Source organism: Brevundimonas guildfordensis, assembly GCF_014836405.1.
Classification (GTDB): domain Bacteria; phylum Pseudomonadota; class Alphaproteobacteria; order Caulobacterales; family Caulobacteraceae; genus Brevundimonas; species Brevundimonas guildfordensis.
Genome location: NZ_JACSQU010000002.1, coordinates 572,519 through 594,551, shown reverse-complemented (window position 1 = coordinate 594,551; position 22,033 = coordinate 572,519). Strand labels below are relative to the sequence as shown.

Annotated in this window: 23 protein-coding genes; 4 read left to right on the top strand and 19 right to left on the bottom strand. The window is 67.8% G+C overall.

All coding sequences use genetic code 11. From position 1 onward, the window contains the following. Position 1 precedes the first annotated feature (1 nt). The 13 genes from H9656_RS11445 to H9656_RS11385 all read right to left on the bottom strand — a co-directional run bounded on the left by H9656_RS11445 (position 2) and on the right by H9656_RS11385 (position 13,922). Positions 2–424, bottom strand: a complete 423-nt coding sequence (locus H9656_RS11445) for a response regulator (RefSeq protein ID WP_004370806.1) — start codon at positions 422–424, stop codon at positions 2–4. Then, positions 421–1,956 carry a sensor histidine kinase gene (locus tag H9656_RS11440; protein ID WP_225212448.1) on the bottom strand — a complete coding sequence of 512 codons (1,536 nt, stop codon included), beginning with the start codon at positions 1,954–1,956 and terminating at the stop codon, positions 421–423. The genes H9656_RS11445 and H9656_RS11440 overlap by 4 nt, the downstream gene beginning before the upstream one ends. A 55-nt stretch (positions 1,957–2,011) precedes the next feature. Then, a complete protein-coding gene (gene flhA / locus H9656_RS11435; RefSeq protein WP_191744359.1) occupies positions 2,012–4,111 on the bottom strand; it encodes a flagellar biosynthesis protein FlhA in 2,100 nt (699 codons plus the stop codon). 47 nt (positions 4,112–4,158) lie between these two features. Continuing rightward, a complete protein-coding gene (gene bla / locus H9656_RS11430) occupies positions 4,159–5,043 on the bottom strand; it encodes a class A beta-lactamase (RefSeq protein ID WP_191744358.1) in 885 nt (294 codons plus the stop codon). A 4-nt stretch (positions 5,044–5,047) separates the two neighbouring features. Continuing rightward, positions 5,048–6,457, bottom strand: a complete 1,410-nt coding sequence (flbD, locus tag H9656_RS11425; protein ID WP_191744357.1) for a sigma-54-dependent transcriptional regulator FlbD — start codon at positions 6,455–6,457, stop codon at positions 5,048–5,050. 41 nt (positions 6,458–6,498) lie between these two features. After that, positions 6,499–6,831 (bottom strand): flagellar motor switch protein FliN, encoded by a 333-nt coding sequence (fliN, locus tag H9656_RS11420; protein ID WP_191744356.1) that lies wholly within the window; start codon positions 6,829–6,831, stop codon positions 6,499–6,501. Next, complete coding sequence (locus H9656_RS11415) at positions 6,831–7,505, bottom strand: FliH/SctL family protein (RefSeq protein ID WP_191744355.1); 675 nt, start codon at positions 7,503–7,505, stop codon at positions 6,831–6,833. Before H9656_RS11415 ends, fliN begins: the two co-directional genes overlap by 1 nt. Position 7,506: 1 nt before the next feature. Further along, positions 7,507–8,544 (bottom strand): flagellar motor switch protein FliG, encoded by a 1,038-nt coding sequence (fliG, locus tag H9656_RS11410; protein WP_191744354.1) that lies wholly within the window; start codon positions 8,542–8,544, stop codon positions 7,507–7,509. Then, positions 8,544–10,184 (bottom strand): flagellar basal-body MS-ring/collar protein FliF, encoded by a 1,641-nt coding sequence (gene fliF / locus H9656_RS11405; protein ID WP_191744353.1) that lies wholly within the window; start codon positions 10,182–10,184, stop codon positions 8,544–8,546. Before fliF ends, fliG begins: the two co-directional genes overlap by 1 nt. Before the next feature lie 395 nt (positions 10,185–10,579). After that, positions 10,580–11,674, bottom strand: coding sequence for a Glu/Leu/Phe/Val family dehydrogenase (locus tag H9656_RS11400; protein ID WP_191744352.1), 1,095 nt, complete (start codon positions 11,672–11,674; stop codon positions 10,580–10,582). Between the two features lie 136 nt (positions 11,675–11,810). Next, positions 11,811–12,821 carry an alpha/beta fold hydrolase gene (locus tag H9656_RS11395; RefSeq protein WP_318240636.1) on the bottom strand — a complete coding sequence of 337 codons (1,011 nt, stop codon included), beginning with the start codon at positions 12,819–12,821 and terminating at the stop codon, positions 11,811–11,813. 179 nt (positions 12,822–13,000) lie between these two features. Next, on the bottom strand, positions 13,001–13,618 hold the full coding sequence (locus tag H9656_RS11390) for a uracil-DNA glycosylase family protein (protein ID WP_191744351.1): 618 nt from the start codon (positions 13,616–13,618) through the stop codon (positions 13,001–13,003). Next, complete coding sequence (locus H9656_RS11385; RefSeq protein WP_134581427.1) at positions 13,602–13,922, bottom strand: DUF3253 domain-containing protein; 321 nt, start codon at positions 13,920–13,922, stop codon at positions 13,602–13,604. Before H9656_RS11385 ends, H9656_RS11390 begins: the two co-directional genes overlap by 17 nt. A gap of 46 nt (positions 13,923–13,968) precedes the next feature. Between H9656_RS11385 and H9656_RS11380 the strand changes: the two genes are divergently transcribed. Then, positions 13,969–14,406, top strand: coding sequence for a PaaI family thioesterase (locus H9656_RS11380; RefSeq protein WP_191744350.1), 438 nt, complete (start codon positions 13,969–13,971; stop codon positions 14,404–14,406). Here H9656_RS11380 and H9656_RS11375 read toward each other — a convergent pair. The 4 genes from H9656_RS11375 to H9656_RS11360 form a co-directional block, all read right to left on the bottom strand. After that, the gene (locus tag H9656_RS11375) at positions 14,390–15,028 is read right to left on the bottom strand and encodes a YoaK family protein (protein WP_191744349.1); all 639 of its coding nucleotides are present in this window, start codon (positions 15,026–15,028) and stop codon (positions 14,390–14,392) included. The genes H9656_RS11380 and H9656_RS11375 overlap by 17 nt on opposite strands. A 7-nt stretch (positions 15,029–15,035) precedes the next feature. Beyond that, positions 15,036–15,653: a glutathione S-transferase family protein gene (locus H9656_RS11370; protein WP_191744348.1), complete on the bottom strand. Its 618-nt coding sequence runs from the start codon at positions 15,651–15,653 to the stop codon at positions 15,036–15,038. Positions 15,654–15,687: 34 nt separating this feature from the next. Then, positions 15,688–16,959, bottom strand: coding sequence for a NupC/NupG family nucleoside CNT transporter (locus tag H9656_RS11365; protein WP_191744347.1), 1,272 nt, complete (start codon positions 16,957–16,959; stop codon positions 15,688–15,690). A 116-nt stretch (positions 16,960–17,075) separates the two neighbouring features. Continuing rightward, on the bottom strand, positions 17,076–17,954 hold the full coding sequence (locus H9656_RS11360) for a branched-chain amino acid aminotransferase (protein ID WP_191744346.1): 879 nt from the start codon (positions 17,952–17,954) through the stop codon (positions 17,076–17,078). A gap of 88 nt (positions 17,955–18,042) precedes the next feature. Here H9656_RS11360 and H9656_RS11355 point away from each other — a divergent pair, with 88 nt between their 5' ends. The 3 genes from H9656_RS11355 (at position 18,043) to H9656_RS11345 (ending at position 20,720) form a co-directional block, all read left to right on the top strand. Further along, positions 18,043–18,774, top strand: a complete 732-nt coding sequence (locus H9656_RS11355) for a response regulator (RefSeq protein WP_191744415.1) — start codon at positions 18,043–18,045, stop codon at positions 18,772–18,774. Positions 18,775–18,784: 10 nt separating this feature from the next. Beyond that, positions 18,785–20,143, top strand: coding sequence for an ATP-binding protein (locus tag H9656_RS11350; protein WP_191744345.1), 1,359 nt, complete (start codon positions 18,785–18,787; stop codon positions 20,141–20,143). 88 nt (positions 20,144–20,231) lie between these two features. Continuing rightward, the gene (locus tag H9656_RS11345) at positions 20,232–20,720 is read left to right on the top strand and encodes a hypothetical protein (protein WP_225212447.1); all 489 of its coding nucleotides are present in this window, start codon (positions 20,232–20,234) and stop codon (positions 20,718–20,720) included. 12 nt (positions 20,721–20,732) lie between these two features. On the opposite strand, the gene H9656_RS11340 is transcribed toward H9656_RS11345, so the two are convergent. Next, complete coding sequence (locus H9656_RS11340) at positions 20,733–21,527, bottom strand: pyrroline-5-carboxylate reductase family protein (protein WP_191744343.1); 795 nt, start codon at positions 21,525–21,527, stop codon at positions 20,733–20,735. Next, complete coding sequence (locus tag H9656_RS11335) at positions 21,527–22,030, bottom strand: type III secretion system chaperone family protein (protein ID WP_191744342.1); 504 nt, start codon at positions 22,028–22,030, stop codon at positions 21,527–21,529. Before H9656_RS11335 ends, H9656_RS11340 begins: the two co-directional genes overlap by 1 nt. Positions 22,031–22,033: the final 3 nt, after the last annotated feature.

The window sequence follows — 22,033 nt, the reverse complement described above, 5'->3', positions numbered from 1 at the left end:
GTCAGATCTCTGGGGCCTGCATGACGGAAAGGAACAGGCCCAGCTGGCGGATCGCGCCCGCGAAAGCCTCATAGTCGACCGGCTTGGTGATGTAGACGTTGCAGCCCAGGTCGTAGCAGCGCTGGATCTCGCCCTTGTCATCCGTCGTCGTCAGCACCACCACCGGGGCGCGGCGCAGGCGCTCGTCCGCCTTGACCCGCTCCAGGATGTCCGTGCCCGACATGTCCGGCAGATTGAGGTCCAGCAGGATCAACAGCGGACCGCTGCGCCGGACCTCTTCTTGGAACAGGTAGTCCAGCGCCGCATCGCCATGGTCGAAGTGAACGATATCGTTGGCGATATTCGCCCGGCGAATGTTCTTCTCAATGAGCTTGGCGTGGCCGTGGTCGTCCTCAACCATGACGATCTTCACCGAGTGGCTCACAGGCGATCTCCTTGATGGTCACCCAGCATAACGAGACGCTTCGGAAATTTCAGGTAAAAAGTCGAGCCTTCCCCCAGTTCAGACTCAACCTCGATCGTGCCGCCCATGCGCCGAACGATGTTTCTCACGAACGCCAGGCCCAGCCCCTCGCCCGGCGTATCCTGTTTGCCCGAGCGCCGGAACAGCTCGAAGATCCGCTCGTGATCCCTGGGCGAGACGCCTCGGCCGTTGTCCCTCACCGCATAGGAGACCCAGCCGTCCGGCTCCTGCTGGCCGCTGACCTCGATATGGATCGGGCGGCCCGCCTGGCGGTATTTGACGGCGTTGTCGATCAGATTGCTGAAGATCTGCTCGATCGACAGGCGGTCGTTCTCCATCATGGGCAGATCGCTGATCACGATCTCGCCTCCCGTTTCGGTCACCTGATGGCTGACGGTGTCGGCGACGGCCCGGACCATGGCCGTCATGTCCAGCGACTCCGGCAGCAAGGCGCGCCGCCCTTCGCGCGAGAGACGCAGGATGGCGTTGATCAGTCGGTCCATCTTGGCTGTCGAGGCGCGAATGAAGCCCACGGCCTCGGGCGCGTCCTCCCGTACAGAGCGCAGCGCCTCTGCATCGACCAGTTCCGGGTGGGTCGTCTCCAGCGTCGTCAGCTGTTGCTCCAGGGCCTTGCTGACCTGCTCCAGCTCGGAGGTGTAGCCCATGACGTTGACCAGAGGCGCCCGCAGGTCGTGGCTGACGATATAGGCGAACCGCTGGATCTCTTCATTGGCGCGGGTCAGTTCTGCGGTGCGGTCGCGAACCTCGTTTTCGAGCCCGGCGTTGACCCGGTCCAGCTCGAAATGCGCCTCTTCGATCTCGGCCACATAGCGCCGCACCATCCAGACGCTGATGCCCGCCAGGATCAGGACCAGGATCGCGGCCAGGGCGTTGACGGCGACCGTCACGGTCTGCGCCCGCTCGGACTGGCGCGTCCTTTCCGACAGGCGCTGGGCTTCCTCCGCATCCACCGCAGACAGCTCGGCGCGGATCTGGTCCATCAGGGCCTTGCCGCGGCCGTTCCGGATCAGCGACACCGCTTCGCCGATCCGCCCGGTGCGCGTCAGCTCGATGGTTTCGGCCATCAGGTCCAGCCGCTCCCGATAGAGCCCTTTCACCGCCGCCACGCGCTGGCCCTGACCGTCGTCGTCGACGGCCAGTTGCTCCATCCGCTCGATCACGCCCGGGAGCTTGGCCACGGCGTTCTCGTACAGACCCAGATACTCCGTTCGCGCCGTCAGCATGAAGCCACGCTGGCCCGTCTCCGCGTCGGTCAGCAGCATCAGCATGTCCTTGGCCGCCAGACGGACCTGCTGGCTGTGATCGACGGTGTCGTTATAGGCCGCCGTCCGCTGGATCATGACGAAGGTCGCGGCGTTCACCGCCATCAACAGCAGGATGGCCAGGGCCAGAAGCGCGATGATGGAGCGACTGAGGGTCGGGGTGCGCAGAAAAGTTCCGAAGGTGCGCAGGACCGGCCGAATGCGTTTCATGGCCGAAACCATATTCGCCGCCTGCGCGGTGTCCAGCGATTAACCGTGAAGTCGGCTAGACCGAGCCGACCGTGCGCAGCCGGGCCTTGGGATGAATCTCGTTCTGGCTCATCACCACCGTCTGTCCCCGGAAGCGTTCGATGATGGAGCGGACGTAGGGGCGCACCTGCGGTCCGGTCAGCAGGACCGGGTTCTCGCCCGTCATGGCGGCGCGCTCGAACACGTCGCGGACGGCGCGGATGAAATCCTGAAGCTTGCTGGGGGCCATGGCCAGCTGCTTATCCTCGCCCGGACCGACCAGGCTGTCGGCGAAGGCCTGTTCCCATTCCGGCGAAAGGGTGACGATCGGCAGGGCCCCGTCGTCGGCCCTGTGTTGCCAGCACAGCTGACGCGCCAGGCGGCCGCGGACGTGCTCGACCAGGGTGGCGACGCTGGTGGTGTGCGGCGCCGCTTCGGCCAGGCCCTCCAGAATGGCGGGCAGGTCGCGGATCGACACCTTCTCGCGCAGCAGGCTCTGCAGCACGCGCTGAAGCGTCGTCACGGTGACGACCGAGGGGATCAGCTCCTCGACCAGCTTCTGCTCCTCGCCCTTCAGCTCCTTCAGCAGCTTCTGCACCTCGGCGTAGGAGAGCAGCTCGGCCATGTTCTCCTTGAGGATCTCGGTCAGGTGGGTGGTCAGCACCGTCGAGGGGTCGACGATGGTGTAGCCGCGGAAGGTCGCCTCCTCGCGCAGGGACTCGTCGATCCAGGTGGCGGGCAGGCCGAAGGCGGGCTCGCGGGTGTGCTCGCCGGGCAGTTCGACCTGACGCCCGGCCGGGTCCATGGCCATTAGCGACGCCAGGCGCACCTCGCCCGAGCCGGCGTCCATCTCCTTGATGCGGATGGCGTAGCCCTGATTGGGCAGGCGCATGTTGTCGAGGATGCGCACGCTGGGCATGACGAAGCCGTACTCCTGGGCCAGCGACCGGCGCAGGGCGCGGATCTGGTCCGTCAGGCGCCGGCCCTCAAGGTCGTTGATCAGGGCCAGAAGCGCGTAGCCCAGCTCGATCTTGACCTCGTCGATGGTCAGGGCGGTGGCGATCGGCTCTTCCACCTCCTCCCTGGGCTTGAGATCGACCGGCTCGGCGGGCGGCGGCTTGAGACGGTCGCGGCCCAGCTTCCACGCCATGAAGCCGGTGCCGAGCGCCAGCGCCGCGAACGGCAGCAGCGGCATCCCCGGGATCAGGCCGATCAGGCCCGACGTACCGGACACCACGCCCAGCGATACGGGGTTCGTCGCCAGTTGCGCGGCGAAGGCCTTGTCCGCCGAGCCCTCGACCCCGGCCTTGGTCACCAGGAAGCCGGCGGCGACCGAGACGATGATGGCCGGGATCTGCGTCACCAGGCCGTCGCCGACGGTCAGCTGCACATAGGTATTGGCCGCCTCCATGGCCGGCATGCCGTGCTGCAGCACCCCAATGAGCAGGCCGCCGATGACGTTGATGAAGGTGATGATCAGGCCCGCGACGGCATCGCCGCGCACGAACTTCGAGGCGCCGTCCATGGCCCCGAAGAAGGTCGATTCCTGCTCCAGCTCCTTGCGGCGCAGCTTGGCCTGGGCCTCGTCGATCAGGCCGGACGACAGGTCGGCGTCGATCGCCATCTGCTTGCCCGGCATGGAGTCCAGGGTGAAGCGGGCCGAGACCTCGGCGATGCGGGTCGCGCCCTTGGTGATGACGACGAAGTTCACCACCAGCAGGATGGCGAAGATGATCACCCCGATGATGAAGTTGCCCCCCATCATCAGCTCGCCGAAGGCCTGAATGATCTTGCCGGCGCTGTCGTGGCCTTCCTGGCCATTGCTGAGGATCAGCCGCGTCGAGGCCAGGTTCAGCCCCAGCCGATACAGGGTCGAGACCAGCAGCACCGTGGGGAAGATGGCGAAGTCCAGCGGCCGCTTCATCATCACGGCCGTCATCAGGATCAGCACGCTGGAGACAAGCGAGATCGCCAGCAGCAGATCCAGAAGCATCTTCGGGATCGGCACGATCAGCAGCATGATGACGGCGATGACGCCGACGGCCATGCCGACTTCGCCGCGCAGCAGCCAGCCGAGCGCGTCGCGCCCGGTGGGGCGCGCCAGGCCGTCCTTCATCAGGATCGGCGCGTCAGCCATGGCGAAGAGCGCAGGTCATGCCGCCTGATGACAGGATTCGGCGGCCCTCAGCCATGCCCCAGCGCCTTGAGCGCCAGCCGGGTCGCGTCGGCGATGACCGCCTCGCGCTGAGCGTCGGTCGAATCCTTCGTGGCGTGGAAATAGACAGCGATGGCGATGGGCTCGCCGTCCGGCGGCAGGATCAGGCCGATGTCGTTGACCGGGCCATAGCCGCCGGTGCCGGTCTTGTGCGCCACGGTCCAGCCAGCGGGCGCGCCAGCCTTTATCCGCCCGGCTCCCGACGGGCTGTCGACCAGCCAGCGCATCAACAGGGCCTTGGATTCCGGGTTCAAAGGCGTGTTGGCGTCAACCAGCAGGCGCTGGATGTTCTGCACCGACTGGTGGGGGGTGATGGTGTCCTTGTCGTCGTCCGCGACATTCAGTTCCGGCTCGAGACGATCGACGCGCGTGCTGTCGTCGCCGATGCCCCGGTAGAAGGCGCGAAGAGCGTCCACGCCGCCCATCTCGCGGATCAGGATGTTGGCGGCGGGGTTATCGCTGACCTCGACCGTGCCCTTCATCAGTTGCTCGATGGTCAGGGTCGAACCGACGGCCGGCTCCGTCACCGGAGCATGGCTGATCATGTCCGCCTGCGTCACCGGGATCGCCCGGTCCAGCCGTTCCTGTCCCGCCTGAACGCGCAGCAGGGTGGCGGCGGCCAGATACATCTTGAAGGTCGAGCAGTAGACAAAGCGTTCGTCGCCACGCCAGGCGGCGCGCTTGCCCTCGCTCGCGACCGAGACGCCGAGGCGGCCGCCATGACGGGCCTCCAGCGCCGACAGGTCGAGATCGAGCGCGACCGGTTCGACGGCCGCAGGCTCCGTCGCTCGCGCACAGCCGCCCAGTGCGAGGGCGCCCGCGCCGATCAGCAGGGTGCGACGGTCGGCGCGCACCGGATCAGCCCGCCGCGCCGTAAGCGGCCGCCACGCCCGACTGGGGCGCCGGGATCGGCGTACCCTGGTCGGCGTATTCGTTCAGCTTGTTGCGCAGGGTGCGGATAGAGATGCCCAGGATCGTCGCCGCATGGGTGCGGTTGCCCAGGCAATGGCTCAGCGTGTCCAGGATCAGCGTCTTTTCCATCTCGGCCACGGTCTGACCGACGAAGCTGCGGGTCACGGCGTCGGCGGCCTGGGCCGCCTGGCCGGCGACCCCGGCGTCATAGGTCGAGGCGGCAGGCGTCGAGGTTCCGCCCCCGCCCAGCAGCGGGCGGCCGTCCGGCAGGCGAATGGCCTCGACGTCGATCTCGGACCCGGACGCCAGCAACACCGCGCGGTGCATGGCGTTTTCCAGCTCGCGCACGTTGCCCGGCCAGCGATGGCCGACCAGGGCGCGCCGGGCCTCGGGGCCGATGGCGCGGGGCGGCACGCCGTTCGCGGCGGCGTACTTCTTGACGAAGTGGTCGGCCAGGACGGCGATATCGCCGGGGCGTTCGCGCAAGCTGGGCAGGCGCAGGTTCACCACGTTCAGCCGATACAGCAGGTCCTCGCGGAACGTCCCCTCGGCCACGGCCTTGGCCAGGTCGCGGTTGGACGTGGCGATGATGCGGATGTTGACCGGCACGGGCTTGGAGCCGCCGACGCGGTCGATGACCCGCTCCTGGATGGCGCGCAGCAGCTTGGCCTGAAGGCGGGCGTCCATCTCACTGATTTCGTCCAGCAGCAGGGTGCCGCCGTCGGCCTCCTCGAACTTGCCGATGCGGCGGGCCACGGCGCCGGTGAAGGCGCCCTTCTCGTGGCCGAACAGCTCGGATTCCAGCAGGTTGTCGGGGATGGCGGCGCAGTTGACGCTGATGAAGGCCTTGTCCGCACGACGCGAGTTCGTGTGCAGATAGCGGGCCATCACCTCCTTACCCACGCCGCTTTCGCCGGTGATCAGGATGGAGGCCTCTGAGCGCGCCACCTGATCGGCCAGCTGGATCACCGACTTCATCGCTGGATCGGCCGAGATCATCGGCCGCTCATCGTCGGCCACGGCCGACAGCACCGCCGCGATCAGCTCCGCATCGGGCGGCAGGGGGATGAACTCCTTGGCCCCGGCGCGGATGGCGTCGGCCGCCTCGCGCGCATCGGCGTCGACGCCGCAGGCGACCACAGGGACATGGATGCGCTCGGCGTCGTTGGCGGCGATCAGGGCGGCGATGTCGATGCGGTAATCGACCATCAGCAGGTCGGCGCCCTGCCCCCGGCGCAGCTGCTCGGTCGCCTGATCGGCGCGCTCGACGTGCTGGACCTTGGCGCCGTGCGCCATGGCCATCTTCACCGCCGTCGCCAGTTGGCCGCTTAAACGACCCACCACCAGAAGACGCATCGCCCTACTCCTTCAAATCCTGTCCGTGACGGGGCGGCCGATCAGGCGCCCTTGTCCTCGGTCTTGATGATTTCCGTCATGGTCACGCCCAGGCGGTCCTCGACGACGACGACCTCGCCGCGCGCCACCAGGCGGTTGTTGACGAAGATGTCGATGGCCTCGCCGACCTTGCGGTCCAGCTCCAGCACCGAGCCCTTGTTCAGCTTCAGCAGTTGGGCGACCGACATGTGCGCCTTGCCCAGCACGGCCGAAATGTTGACCGGCACGTCGAAGACGGGGGCCAGGTCGACGGCAGACTTCTCGCCGCCGTCATCGGCCAGAGTCACAGCGGTGGAATCGCCGAATTCCTCAAGCGAGAGATCGTCGGTGGCCATCAGAAGCCCCTCCTGTCATGGACGCCGCCTTCGAGGGGCGGCTCAGCGTGGCCGGCTTCAGCGGCCAATGCGGCGTTAAGGGCGGCGACGACGCGCGCCTCGGCCTCGGCCGGATCGAACTCGGCGCGCCCGTCGGCCCATTCCAGGGCGAACGCGGCGGCTGGCAGATGCGGTTCGTCGCGGAACACCACCAGCCCGGAAAAGCCCGCCTGGGCGCACAGGGCCTCGATCTGGGCGCGTCCGTCCTCGTCCAGACCCGAGGCGCGGACGACTAGGCGCGGCGTGGCGTCCATCTCCTGCCCCAGGGCCTCGATGGCGGCTTCCAGCGGACGGCGCGGGAAGCGCTCGAACGCGGCCGAACCGATCACCCGCGCGGCGGCGAGGGCCAGTTCGGCGGACTCGCGTCGGTGCGTCTCGGCCACGCCGCGCAGGGCGGTCGCCGCCTGGGACACGGTTTGCGCCACCATCGACAGGGCGTCGGCGCGCAGGGCCTCGACCTCGTTCAGCGCCTGCTGGCGGGCCTCAAGCCGCGCCTGGGCGACCAGGGCCTCGACCTCGGCCGGGGCGAAGGCGCGCTTGGTCGGCTGCCAGGTCGAGGCGCGCAGCACGGCGCCGTCGGCCCCGAACTCGGTGTCGAAGGCGAAGGGAACGGCGTTGGAAGGAAGGGCGCTCATGTCAGTAGATCAACTCGTCGTCGCCGCCCTGGCCGGCCAGCATGATGTCGCCGCGCGCCGCCAGATCCTTGGCCACCTGGACCATCGCCATCTGGGCGTTGTCGACGTCCTTGAGGCGGACAGGCCCCATGGATTCCATATCCTCGCGCATGATCTTCGAGGCGCGCTCGGACATGTTGGAGAAGAACATTTCGCGTAAGGAATCCGAGGCGCCCTTCAGCGCCAGGCCCAACTGGTCCTTCTCGACCGCGCGCAGCAGCGTCTGCACCCCGCCCGGATCGAGGCGCGAGAGGTCCTCGAACACGAACATCAGGGCGCGGATGCGCTCGGCCGCGTCGCGGTTGCGCTCCTCCAGCGCGCCGATGAAGCGGGCCTCGGTCTGGCGGTCGAAGCTGTTGAAGATGTCGGCCATCAGTTCATGGCTGTCGCGCTTGGACGTGCGCGCCAGGTTGGACATGAACTCGCTGCGCAGGGTCTGTTCGATCTTGTCGAGGATGTCGCGCTGCACCGGCTCCATGCGCAGCATCCGCTGGACGCACTCCAGGGCGAAGTCCTCGGGCAGAGCCGTCAGCACCCGCGAAGCGTGGTCCGGCTTGATCTTGGACAGGACCACCGCGACCGTCTGCGGGTATTCGTTCTTCAGATAGTTGGCGAGCACGGCCTCGTTCACATTGCCGAGCTTGTCCCACATGGTGCGCCCGGCGGGGCCGCGGATTTCCTCCATCAGGGCTTCGACCCGATCGCCGGGCATGAAGGAGGCGAGCAGACGCTGGGTCTGCTCGTAGGAGCCCATCAGCGAGCCCGAGCCGCCGATGCCGGAGACGAACTCGACCAGCACCTCCTCGACCACGGCGGCGGTGACGGTGCCCAGGCCGGCCATGGCCTGAGAGACTTCCTTGATCTCTTCGTCGTCGAGCTGTTGCCACAGGGCCGTGTGCTCTTCGCCCAGAGACAGAAGGACGACGGCCGCCTTCTCAGGCCCCGTCAGCTTCTTGGCGTCGTCGACCGCCGCGCCTTTTGACACCAACCGCGCCGCCATCAGGTTTCATGCATCCAGGCGCGCAGGATCGCCGTGGACTCCTCGGGGTGGCTGTCGACGAAATCGGCGACCTTCTTGATGGAGGAGGCCTTCACCTGGCCCTCGATGCGCGCGATGTCGATGCGCTGCTCCATGTCGCTGGGGCCGGCCAGCATGGGCGCGCCGCCCGGCAGGGCGCCGCCGACGAGCTGGGTTTCCAGCGCTGTGACGGGGATTCCGTTAGCCCCGACCAGAGCGGGGACGCCTGCGCGCCCCTGTCCCGAGGCGGTCTTCAGAAGCGGGCGCAGGACGAAGAAGATCAGCAGCAGGCCCGTGACCAGCAGGACCAGCAGTTCGACCCCGCGCATGATGTCGTTCTTGTCGAAGGCGAACAGCGACGACCCCTTTTCTTCGCCCGGCGCGGCTGAAGGTTCGCGGTTGAAGCGGACGTTGACGACTTCCAGCTTGTCGCCGCGCGCCTCGTCGATGCCGACAGCGGCGGCGACAAGGGCCTTGATCTGCTGCACTTCCTCGGCGGTGCGGGCGGCGTAGGTCGGCTCGCCCTTGCCGTCAGCGGCAGGGGTGTATTTGCCGTCGACCGCGACCGAGACGGACAGCTTCTTGACCTCGCCCGGCTCCTTCACCGTCGTCGTGGTGGTGTTGGAGATCTCGTAGTTGGTCGTCTCGGTGTTCTCGGCGCGGGTCGAGCCGATCGGGGCGCCGGCCGGAGCCTCGCCGCCCGGAATATTGGCGGTGGCGGTCGCGCCTTCCTGCTGGCCGGTCGTGTCCTGCGACTGGGAGCCGTTGGTCGAGGTCGAGCGGACGACCTGGCCGTCCGGGTCGAACCGCTGCTCCTGAGTGGTCGAGCGGCTGTGGTCGATGTCGGCGGTGACCTGCACGCGCGCGGCCCCCGCTCCGACGACGCCTTCGACGATGTCTTTGATGCGAGCCTGCATCTGCGCCTCGGTCGAGGCCTTGGCTGCGTCGGCGGTGGCCGATGTGAAGCCGGTTTCCTCGGACCCTGCGGCCAGGGTGCGGTTGGCCTGGTCCGTCACAGTGACCTTGTCCGGCTTCAGGTTCGGGACGGATGAAGCGACGACGTTGCGGATGGCGCGAACCTGATCGGACGTCAGGTCACGGCCCGACAGGCCCACGACCACGGCGGCGGTCGGATCGATGGCGGCGGCCTGGAACATCTCGCGACGAGGCATGGTGATGTGCACGCGGGCCGAGGAGATGCCGCGCATCGACATGATGGTGCGGGCCAGTTCGCCCTGCAGCGCGCGCTGTTCGTTCAGGTTCTGCTGGAACTCGGTCTGACCCAGCACCGACTGGTTGTCGAAGATTTCGTAGCCGACGCTGCCCGAGGTCACGAGCCCCTTGCCCGCCAGCATCAGGCGCGCCGTGCCGACCTCGTCGCGGCTGACGAACAGGGTTGAGCCGTCGCCCTTGGACGAGTATTTGATGCCCGCCTGGCTCAGGGCGGCGCTGATCTCGGAGGCTTCGCGCAGGTCGAGGTTGGAATAGAGCAAGGCGTCCGGCGCCTGCCCCACGCGCAGCATGACGGCGACCAGCACGGCGGCCACGCCCGCGGCCACGCCCAGGATGGCGGCCATGCGTCCGATGCCGAACTTCTTCAAAGCTTCCGTGAAGCCGCCCACGCGCAACCGCCCCTGCACACGCGGGACGAACCGAACCCGCTAGGCAGAAACTGCCGCCTGGATGGTAAATGCGGCGTTAAGAGGCGTTAAAGAGATGGGAATCCGGCTTGAGCGCACGAGAGCGCAGCGATCGTTCTTGCGCGAAAGGGTGAGGGTTCGCGGCTGATGAACTCGTGCGACGGCTGACGCCGACTGAAGGGACAAGCCCCTCGCCCTTTCGCCTTAGCCAATCGCCTTCGGCTCCTGGAGGCTCAAGCCCTCTCCCGCTGGGAGAGGGAGGGCCAGAGCGCAAAAGAAAAAGGGGCTGCGGGACCATCACGCCCCGCACCCCCTTCGGCGCCCCCCGGCGCCCACCCGCTTCCTAAACGGAAGCAGGCTATCTGGTCGAAAGCCTCTTAGACCTTCTGGGCCTCGGCCTTCTTGTCCGCGGCGGCCTTGATGCGGGCCTCGGCGATGGCGTCGGCGATCAGGTGGGTCGGCTTGTTCTCGGCGACCGAGCGTTCGAGGATTTCCTCGAAGGTCTCCATCAGGCGCGACAGCTTGCCCTCGACCCACGACGGGTCATAGGCGCCGCCGGTCTGGCGAGCGTTCATTTCCGAGGCGACGTTGATGATGCCGCCGCCATTGATGACGTAGTCGGGCGAATACAGGATGCCGCGCTTGAACAGCTCGTCGCCGATATCGGCGGTGGCCAGCTGGTTGTTGGCGGCGCCGCAGACGGCCTTGACCTTCAGACGGTCCAGCGTCTGCGGGTTCAGCGTGGCGCCCAGGGCGCACGGGGCGTAGATGTCGGCGGCGACGTCATAGATGGCGTCCGGGGCGACGATCTCGGCGCCGGTCTTGGCGGCGACCGCTTCCAGGTTGGCCTGGTTGACGTCGGTGATGATCAGCTTGGCGCCGGCCTTGTGCAGCTTCTCGGCCAGATAGGCGCCGACGTGGCCCACGCCCTGGATGGCGACGGTCAGACCCGTCATGTCGTTCTGGTTGAACAGGCGGCGCGCGACGACCAGGTTCGAGCGGAATACGCCCTCGGCGGTGACCGGGCTGGGGTCGCCCGAGGCTTCCGGGCCATCCTTCAGGCCCAGAACGAACTCGGTGACCTTGCGGGCTTCGGCGATGTCCTCGACCGAGGTGCCGACGTCTTCGGCGGCGTAGTAGTGGCCGCCCAGGCCATTCAGGTAACGGCCGAAGGCGTGGAACAGCTCGGGGGTCTTCTGGGTGCGGCTGTCGCCGATGATGACCGACTTGCCGCCGCCCATCTCCAGGTCCGCCACGGCGTTCTTGTAGCTCATGCCCTTGGAAAGGCGCAGCACGTCTTCCAGCGCTTCGGCTGACGAGGCGTAGTTCCACATGCGGGTGCCGCCGACAGCCGGGCCGCGCGCGGTGGAGTGCACCGCAACAATAGCCTTCAGGCCGGTTTTCTCGTCGTAGAAGGCGTGGACGCCTTCATGGTTCGCGAAAGAAGGAGATTCAAACAGCGTCTTGCCCATGACAGGCCTTTCCTGGGGTATTTTTTGTGCGCATGGACATACGCGCCCCCTGACCAAACGGCAAGCATCACCGTGATCGCCGGATTAGTTCTGGCCGCGATACGGCTTAGGGTCTGATTTTCCGCAGACTTTGCGTTCAGCGCGCCTTGGGATCGGCCCGCAGCGCCGGGAGGACCGGCGGCGCCCCGGACGGCAGCGGCTGAGCCGGGTCCCGCAGCCAGGCCTCGATGTCCGCGAACACGACCTCGGCCTGAAGATCCCGGTTGAGGATGTGCCAGCCGTCCGCATAGTAGGCGGTGGTCAGGCTGGAACGCTCGCCCGCCTGCTCCAGGGCGCGGCGCATCGGCCGTTTGGTGATGATCTGGTCGTGGGCGCCGTACAGCAGCAGCGTCGGCTTCTCGACGCGACCAAGACGCAGGGTCGCCGTCTCCATCAGATCGACCAGGCCATAGAGAGAATCGAACCGCGTCGACAGGATCGACAGCGGGTCGCGGCCGTTGCGGAACAGCTCCAGCGTATTGTCCGAAGCGCGGATGTCGCGAACAGCGAACGCTGGCGGCTCAACTCGCTTGGCCCCCATCAGGCGGGCGGCGGCCCAGAGCCCCGCGCGGTTGAAGGCGCTCTGGCTGGACCAGCCCCAGACTCCCGGAGCCAGCAGGACCACGCGGTCGGCGTCGGGGGGCGCGTCGGAGCCGAAGGCGGCGATGGTCGAGGAGCCGCCCATGCTTTCGCCGGCCACCACGATCAGGGCGCCCGGCCTTTGCGCGCGGACAAGGGCGACGATGGTGCGCAGGTCGGCGCTGGTCAGGCTCTCAGCCGCAAACTCGCCCCGTCCGGGCGCCAGGCCGAAGCCGCGCTGGTCATAGGCCCAGGTCTCGATGCCTCGCGTCGCCCACCACGGGCCGGCGAAACGAAAGGAGGCGTAGTGGTCGTTGAACCCGTGCAGGGCGATGATGACGGCCCAGGGTTGCTGTTCGCCGGCGGGGCTCCAGCGCAGATAGGGCAGCCGCGCCCCGTCCTGCACCACGAAGGCGCCGCGACCCAGGGTTCCTGCCTCGACGCGAGGGCCGGTGAAGCCTGCGGGCGGCGTCAGGGGCGGCTGTACGTAGGGGGTGGCGCAGGCGGACAGGGCGAGGGAGAGAAGCACGGCGGCGATCCATCGTACTTCTCCCCTCGGGGGAGACGGTGGGCGCCGGAGGCGCTCGGACGAGGGGGCTGTGTCACCAGACGCGGCCGCGAATGATGAGGGCGAAGCAGGCCGCCCCTTCATCCGTCTCGCTCCGCGAGCCACCTTCTCCCCCGAGGGGAGAAGGAAAGACCGATGTGTCACGCCAATATCTCCGCTGTCCGCTGGCGAAGGTAGGGCAGAACCTCCGCCTCGAACCAGGGGTTCTTCTTCAGCCACGCCGTATTGCGCCACGACGGGTGCGGCAGAGGCAGGATATCGGGCGCATAATCGCGCCAGACGCGGACCGTCTCGGTCATATTGGCCTTGGCCCGGTCGCCCAGAGCCCACACCTGCGCGTAGCCGCCGACCAGCAGGGTCAGCTCGACCTTGGGCAATTCGGCCAGAAGGCGCGGCCGCCACAGCTCGGCGCAGCGGCGCGGCGGCGGATAGTCGCCGCCTTTCGGATCGGTGCCGGGAAAGCAGAAGGCCTGAGCCGCCACGCCGAGGCGCGGGTCGCCGTAGAAGGTCGTCTCGTCCACGCCCATCCAGTCGCGCAGGCGAACGCCGGACGGGTCGGTGAACGGCAGGCCGCTCTCGTGCACCCGTCGCCCCGGCGCCTGGCCGCAGATCAGCAGGCGCGTCTCGGGCGTGACCATGACCACCGGGCGCGGCGTATGCGGCAACAGGCCCAGACACGCCCGGCAGGCGCGGATTTCGGCCAGGACTTCGTCGAGGCCGGATCCTGGGCCGCTGTCCGGATCAGTCGAAGTCGTCATCCGATGCTTCGACCGGCGGCAATGCCGCAAGGGCGGCGGCCGTCTCGGCCTCGGTCGGCAGGCGCAGACGGATCACGCCGCGGAAGTTGTTGGGATCGACGACCTTGCCCTTCTTGGTGATGGTCAGCTTGCCCTGACGCATCAGGCCCAGCGCCGTCGCCTTCACCTTGGGCAGCATCCGCTGCCACTGCTCGGGCTGCAGCTCCTTGGCCACATCGGCCGGTTCAATGCTCTTGCCGCCGACGTTCTTCGGATCGGCCTTGGCCAGTTTTTCAAAAATGGCTGCTTCGATTGGATCGCTCATAGGCGCTATATGCGGCAGCCCGAGTTCAGAAAGAAGGCGTAATCGCATGGTCGGCAGGATCACCATCACCGAAGGCGAATTCGCCGGCTGGGAAACCTATGAGGTGACGCACAGCACCTTTGATTCGACCGTCGGCCCCTTCTATCGCCGGCCCGACCCTGACGGCTCGATGCGCTGCGCCTTCCGGGCTGAGCAGAAGCACATGAATTTCGGCGGGCGGATGCACGGCGGCTGCCTGATGACCTTCGCCGACATCGCCATGTTCCAGATCGCCTATCAGGAGATGGAGGGCGGCTCGGGCGTGACGGTGCAACTGGATTCGACCTTCATCGACGGGGCCTATGTCGGCGAACTGCTGGAGGCGACCGGCCAGGTGACCAAGGCGGGCAAGAGCCTGGTCTTCGTGCGCGGCGAGATCGTCACCGGCGACCGGTTGCTGATGACCTTCTCTGGCGTCATCCGAAAGTTCACGCCGCGCGATTGAACCTCACGCCCAACGCCAGGGCCAGGGCGACAGCCGCCGCCGGCCACAAGGCGTCCAGCCCCAGCCGGCCATAGACCACGGCGCCGAGCAGAGCGCCCCCGGCCAGTCCGGCCCATAGCGCCATATAGGGCCGGAACGCCCAAGGATCGCCCCCGCGCAGCGCCGCCGCCAGGGCGTGGCCGGTCTTGACCAGGGTTCCGGTCATATAGGTCAGGCTGACGCCGACTTCGCCGTCGCGCAGGAAGACCGAGTTCTCGACCGCCATGGCCAGGACCATCAACCCGACCGCCAGGGGCGCGATCCCCGCCCCTGCGGCGACGGCGGCGCCGGCCAGCAAGGCCGCCTCGACCGCCAAGACCCGACTGCGCGACCGCGCGCCCTCGCCGCGCGCGACCAGGGCGCCGAGCATGGCGCCCAGCACGAACAGCGCCAGCACGCCGGCCACCGCGCCGGCCGCCTGCCAGCGTCCCTCGGCCAGACTGACGGCCAGGCGCGTGCTGTTGCCGCTCATAAAGGAGACGAACACCCCGCCCAGATGCAGGAAGCCCAGGCTGTCGACATAGCCCGCCAGGGCGGCCAGCAGCAGGGCCAGCCAGCGGTCCGGCGCGGTCAGACTGCGCACGGCCGGATCACATCCCCGCCGAGGCCGCCGGACGAGCCCGGCACGTCGCCAGCCATCGCGCCAAGTGCGTGAATTCCTCGGGCGGGCGGTATTTGACCAGGCGAGCGAAATCCAGACCCACGACCCCGACGATGTCGGCGATGGTGAAGCGGCCGGCGGCGATGAACTCATGATCCGCCAGATGCCGGTCCAACGTCTTCATGAAGCGTTCGGCGCCCAGGCGGTTGTATTCGGCGACCTGGGGCTGGGGCGCCTCCAGCGCGGCCAGGGCCGGATGGGTGAAGCGCACGTTCAGCATCATCGGATTGGCCAGATACATCTCGCACCGGCGCATCCACATTTCGATGATGGCCTGTTCCTTGGCGTCGCGGCCGAACAGGTTCGGCTCGGGGTGCAGCGCCTCCAGATAGCGGCAGATGGCGATGGATTCGGTCAGGCAGGTCCCGTCGTCCAGCTCCAGCGCCGGGACGTGCGGCACGCCGAACTTGGCGCGATAGGCCGGGGTGCGGTGCTCGCCCGCCAGAAGCTCGATCTCGACGAGTTCGACATCGGTCACGCCCTTCTCGGCCATGACCCAGCGGACACGGCGCGGATTGGGCGCGCGGCGGCTTTCATAGAGCTTCATCAGAGGGTCCCTTCGGCTGCCCTCGGAAACGCTACTAGGCGAAGACGGCGGCGGGCAAGGCCCCGACGATGCAGGCGGTCATCAGGGTCGCCAGGAAGCCGGCGAACAGCGCCTTCCACACCAGACCCAGCACCTCTTCGCGACGTTCGGGCATCAGCACCGACAGGCCGGTGACCGTGATCCCGACCGAGCCGATGTTGGCGAACCCGCACAAGGCATAGGTCATCAGCATCCGGGTGCGCTCGCTCATCTCGGCGGCGGGCACCTTGCCCAGCTCGATGAAGGCGACGAACTCGGTCAGGGTCAGCTTGACCCCGAGCAGCCAGCCCGCCTTCTGGGCGTCGGCCCATTCCACGCCGGTCAGCCAGGCCACCGGAGCGAACAGCCAGCCCAGGATGCGCTCGACCGTCAACGGGTCGCCGGCGATGACGAAGCCGCCCAGAATGACGTTGGCCAGGGCCACCAGGGCCACGAAGACGATCAGCACGGCCGAGATGTTCAGCACCACCATCAGGCCGTCGGACGTGCCCTTGACGATGGCGTCGACGGCGCTGTCGTACTTCAGCGCCGAGTTGTAGTCGGCCACCGCCCCGCCCTCGCCGGGCTTTTCCGGGATGATGACGCGCGCCAGCATGACCCCGGCCGGAGCCGAGACGATGGACGCGACCAGGACGTGGCCCGCCGCATTGCTGAGCACCGGCGACAGGATGGTCGCATAGGCCACCATGGTCGAACCGGCGACGGTGGCCAGACCCACCACCATCATCAGAAAGACTTCCGACCGGGTCAGCTTGTCCAGATAGGCGCGGATGACGATGGGGCTCTCGATCATGCCCAGGAAGACGTTGGCCGCCACGGCCAGGGCCGAGGCGCCGCCCAGCCCCATCGTCCGCTGGAACAGGAAGCCGAAGCCCAGGGTGATCCACTTCAGGATCTTCCAGTGCCACAACAGGGCCGACAGGGCCGAGATCACCAGGATCAGCGGCAGCACCTTGAAGGCGAAGGTAAACAGGGCGCCCTCATTGGCGACGGCGTAGGGCTGATCCCCGCCGGCCAGGAAGCCGAAGACGAACTTGGTGCCCTCTTCGGTCGCCAGCTCCAGGCCCCGCACCGCATTGTTGATGCCGTCCAGCACCACCTGAGAGCCCGGGATGGCGAAGGTCGCCAGCACGAGCGCGGCCTGCACCAGCACCGCCCCGATCGCCAACCGCCACGGAAAGGCGCGGCGGTTCTCGGAGATCGCCCAGCAGGCGGCGACGATGACGACCAGCCCCAACAGGCTCTGGAGGTTCAGAAGACTGAACATGAAACAAGCGGCTCCGCGACCGGCGCTATGGGAGCCGGCTTCTCAAATGCGCATCAACGCCAGCCGGCGGCCGCTGGCAAGAGGGCAATGGAAATCCTGCTGGCGATGGGGAAGCCTTACAGCTGTCCGCGCACCAGCTTGCCGTAGTCGTCCATCAGGCTGAGCGACAGTTCGCCGGGCGTGAAGCGATAGTCGCCGACCTGACCCACCGGCGTCACCTCGGCGGCCGAACCGGTGAGGAAGCATTCGGAAAAATCGCCCAGTTCTTCTGGCAGGATGTCGCGCACAACGACTTCGACCCCGCGGGCCTTGGCCATCTCAATGACGGTCTGGCGGGTAATGCCGTCCAGGATGTGATCGACGCGCGGCGTGTGCAGCACCTCGTCCCTGACGAAGAAGACGTTGGCGCCGGTCGCCTCGGCGACATAGCCGCGCCAGTCCAGCATCAGGGCGTCGTTGAAGCCGCGCTTCTCGGCCGCCGTCTTGGACATGGTGCAGATCATGTACAGGCCCGCCGCCTTGGCCGTGGACGGCGCCGTGGCGGGGTCGGGCCGGCGCCATTTGGCCCACTCCAGGGCGATGCCCTTCTTCTTGACCTCTGGGTCGAAATAGCTGGGCCATTCCCAGGCGGCGATGGCCAGGTGAACCTTGCTGTTCAGCGACGACACGCTCAGCTGCTCGGCGCCCAGATAGGCGACAGGGCGGATATAGCAGTCGGTCAGGCCGTTGCGTGCGCAGGTTTCCTTGCAGGCGGCGTCGATCTCGGCCACGCTATAGGGAATCTCGAAGTCGAGCAGTTCGGCGGAGCGCTTCAGGCGCTGGCTGTGGGCTGTGAGCTTGAAGATTTCACCGCCATACATACGCTCACCCTCGAACACCGACGAGCCGTAGTGAAGGCCATGGGTCAGAACGTGCGTCTTCGCTTCCCGCCAGGGGACGAACTCGCCGTCAAACCAGATCCAGCCGTCACGATCGTCGAAAGGAACGAAGGCCATTGAAGTACGTCTCCCGCGCAACGATCTCGGTTAGACGCCTGTCGCGCGCCAGCGTCAACGGCGCCTCGCGAGGAGTTTCGCAATGACCATGATCGAGCCGCGCGCCAACGGCCGCTCAGGCCCAATCGCCCCCGCCGGCAGCGGGCGACACATCCTGGTCGTCGATGACGACGACCGCATCCGCGAACTGCTCAAGGAGTTCCTGAGCCGCGAGGGCTATCGCGTCACGGGCGCGGCCCACGCAGGCGCGGCGCGGCGCATGGTCGAACTGATCGAGTTCGACCTGATCGTGCTGGATGTGATGATGCCGGGCGAGAGCGGGTTCGACCTGACGACGTGGATTCGCAGCCAGGCGGCCCTGTCCAAGACGCCGGTGCTGCTGCTGACGGCCAAGGGCGACCCGGACGACCGCATCGAGGGCCTGTCGCGCGGGGCCGACGACTATATGTCCAAGCCCTTCGATCCGCGCGAGCTGGCGCTGCGGATCGAGGCCATCCTGCGCCGCACCGGCGGCAAGCTGATGACGCCCAAGGAGATCCACATGGGCCCCGCCGTCTTCGACATGGAGCGTCTGGAACTGACGCGCGACGGCGCCCTGCAGCGCCTGACCGAGGCCGAGGCGCAACTGCTCAAGACCCTGGCCATCCACGCCCATTCGCCGGTCGAGCGCATGACCCTGTCGCCGGACACCGCTGATGTGACGGGGCGCGCCGTCGACGTGCAGGTCACGCGCCTGCGCCGCAAGCTGGAGGCGGACCCCAAGAACCCGCGCTACCTGCAGACCGTGCGCGGCATCGGCTACATGCTGGCCCCGGACTGAGGCGACGCCGATGCGGCTGATGCCGTTCAACGTCTGGACGCGCTGGATCAAGCGCCGGGTGCCGACCTCCCTGTGGGGCCGCTCGCTGCTGATCATCGTCCTGCCCGTCCTGATCATGCAGGCGGCGGTGACCTGGGCCTTCTTCGACGCCCACTGGCAGGCGGTGACTGCGCGCCTGTCCGAAGGTCTGGCGGGCGACGTGGCCTGGGCCGCCGAGAGCTATCGCGACGACCCCTCGGCCCGAAATCTGGCTTTGATCTCGGAGCGCGCCGAGCGGTCGATGCAGTTGTCCATCGCCTTCCAGCCCGAAGCCTCCTTGCCCGTCGAGGAGCGTCGCGGCGCCCTGGGACTGGTCGACCGGACGCTGGAGAAGTCGCTGGCCTCGCGCCTGGACCAGCCCTTCTGGTTCGACACCACCCGCTACCCCGCCTATGTCGACATCCGCGTGCAGGAGGCGGACGGCGTCCTGCGCGTCATCGCCCCGCGCGAGCGGGCCGTGGCGACCCAGGCCCACATCTTCGTCCTGTGGCTGATGATCGCCACCGTGCTGCTGCTGGCCGTGGCGGTGCTGTTCATTCGTAATCAGGTGCGCGCCATCGAGCGTCTGGCCCATGCGGCCGAGGCCTTCGGCCGGGGCGAGAGCGTGCCGCGCTTCAAGCCCCACGGCGCGCGCGAGGTGCGGGCCGCCGCCAGCGCCTTCCTGGACATGCGCTCGCGCATCCAGCGCCACATCGACCAGCGCACGGCCCTGCTGGCCTCGGTCAGCCATGACCTGCGCACGCCCCTGACCCGTCTGCGCCTCGAACTGGCCCTGGCGCCGCCCTTCAAGCGCGCCGAGGCGATGAAGGGCGATCTGGACGAGATGGAGCATATGATCGACGAATACCTGGCCTTCGCGCGCGGCGAAGCCGGGGAAGCCGCCCAGACCATCTCCGTGCCTGAAATGCTGCGCCGCGCCGCCGAGGACGCCCGCCGCGCCGGGGCCGCCGCGCAGGTCGAGACGCCCGACGACCTGAACATGCTGGCCCGGCCGCTAGCCTTCCGCCGGGCCATCAACAACCTGGTCGGCAACGCCGCTTCGCATGGCGAGCATGTGCGGCTGTCGGCGCGCCCCCTGCCCTCCGGCGGGCTGGAGATCACCGTCGAAGATGACGGCCCCGGCATTCCTGAAGACATGCACGAAGAAGCCTTCCGGCCCTTCTCGCGGCTGGACGCCTCGCGCAATCAGAACCGCAAGGGCGTGGGCCTGGGCCTGGCGGTGGCGCGGGACGTGGCGCGCAGTCACGGCGGCGACATCACCCTGGGCCGCAGCGAACTGGGCGGCCTGAAAGCTGCGATTCGACTGCCGGCGGATCGCCGCGCCCCCTAGGTCTTTGAACGGCGCCCCTAGCAGAAGCGTAAAATCGTCGCCATCTTGTCCGGTGTTCCAGGGGGGCCTGGAATTCAGGAGCCCGACTATGCGTATTGCTTTTCTTGCGCCGCTCGCCGCCGCCCTCGCCGTATCCGGCGCCGCTGCGGCTCAGCCTTCAGCCGTCGTCGTGACGGTCAGCCCCGACTTCGCCAAGACCGCCGCCGGACTGGGCGAGCGCGACGTGGAACAGCAGGTCACCGACCTGACCCGTACGCTTGAGCGCGTGCTGGGGGATCGTCACGCCCTGGACGGCGCCCGGCTTGAACTGGTCATCACCGATCTGAAACCCAACCGTCCGACCATGCAGCAGTTGTCCGACAGGCCGGGCCTGGACGCCATGCGCAGCCTGTCCATCGGCGGCGCCGCGATTGAAGGCACGGTGACGACGGCGTCCGGCGACGTTCAGCCGGTCAAGTTCGACTACTACACGACCACTCTGGCCGACGCGCAGGGATCCACCACCTGGACCGACGCCCAACGCGCCTATGACCGCCTGGCCCGCAACCTGGCCGAAGGGCGCTTCGTCACGCGTTAAAGCTTATGACGGTCAGCCGCTGAGTTCAGTGGACTTGGCGACCGCCGCCTTCACGGCGCTTTCGACCGAACGGTCGAGGGCGCCGTTTTCGTTGAGGGCGATGAGACCGGCCTCGGTCACGCCGCCGGGCGAGGCCACACGGTCGATCAGGGCGTTCAGGGCCTCGTCGCCCTCCACGCCCGCCGCCGCCGAACGCAAGGTGGCGCGCGCCAGACGGGCCGCCGCCTCAGGCGACAGGCCTTCGGCCTCTCCCGCCTCGGCGAGGGCCCGCGTGAAGGCGAAGAAATAGGCGGGACCGCAGCCGGACACCGCCGTCGCGGCGTGCATCAACCCCTCGTCGTCCAGCAGGACGGTCTCGGCGATCGGCTCGAACAGCGTCTGGCCGACCTTCAGGGCCTCCGCGTCAGACGACCACAGCGTCGCCACGCCCCGCGCCTGAGCCACGCCGGTCGTCGGCATGACGCGCACGACCGGGCGGCCGCTATAACCGTCAGAGATCGTCTCTCCGCGCACCCCGGCCATGACCGACACGATCACGGCGTCCGCCGCCAGATGCGGCAAGACGGCCTGCGCAGCCTCCAGCCATTTGGCGGGCTTCACGCCGATAACGAAGGCGCGGGCGTTCGCCAGCGCTTCCAGCGGCGGATTGATCCTTGCGCCCTTGGCTCGCGCCGCTTCGGCGATTGGCTTTTCGGACGGCGTCAGGATGATCAGATCGGCCGGATCAACGGCGCCCGTCGCCAGCCACCCCTCGAGAATGGCCGAGCCCAGCCGGCCGACCCCCTGAAGCACGACCGGCCGTCCCATCAGGCGTTGCCCACGGTCTCGAACAGGCAGGCGTCGATCGCCTCCTTCGGCTTCTTGGAGCCGCGCACCATGAAGTCGAAGGCGGGATAATAGCGGTCCGCGGCCTCGACCGCCGCGTCGATCATGGACGCGGCCTGGGCCAGCGTGGGCCGCTCGGTGTGCGGCAGGGCCAGGGCGTGGCGGAAGACGATCTCGCCCTCGTCCGGCCAGATCTCGAAATGGCCCAGCCAGGTGCGCTGGTTGATCATGGAGACCAGCTCATAGGCCGCGGCGCGGCGCGTCTTGACCACGCGCAGGTCCAAGGCCAGGCACAGTTGCAGGCAGTCGCCCTCGGGCCGCCAGGCGAACCACAGCTCATAGTCTTTCCAGTCGCCGGCCAGGGCGAAGGCCAGGTCGCCCTCGTCCGTGCGGTCGAACGGCAGGTTTTCCGCCGTCAGGACGTGTTCGACCACATCCAGCGGATCAAAGGGCAGATCGACCTCTTCGGGCCTCACAGCATCCATCAG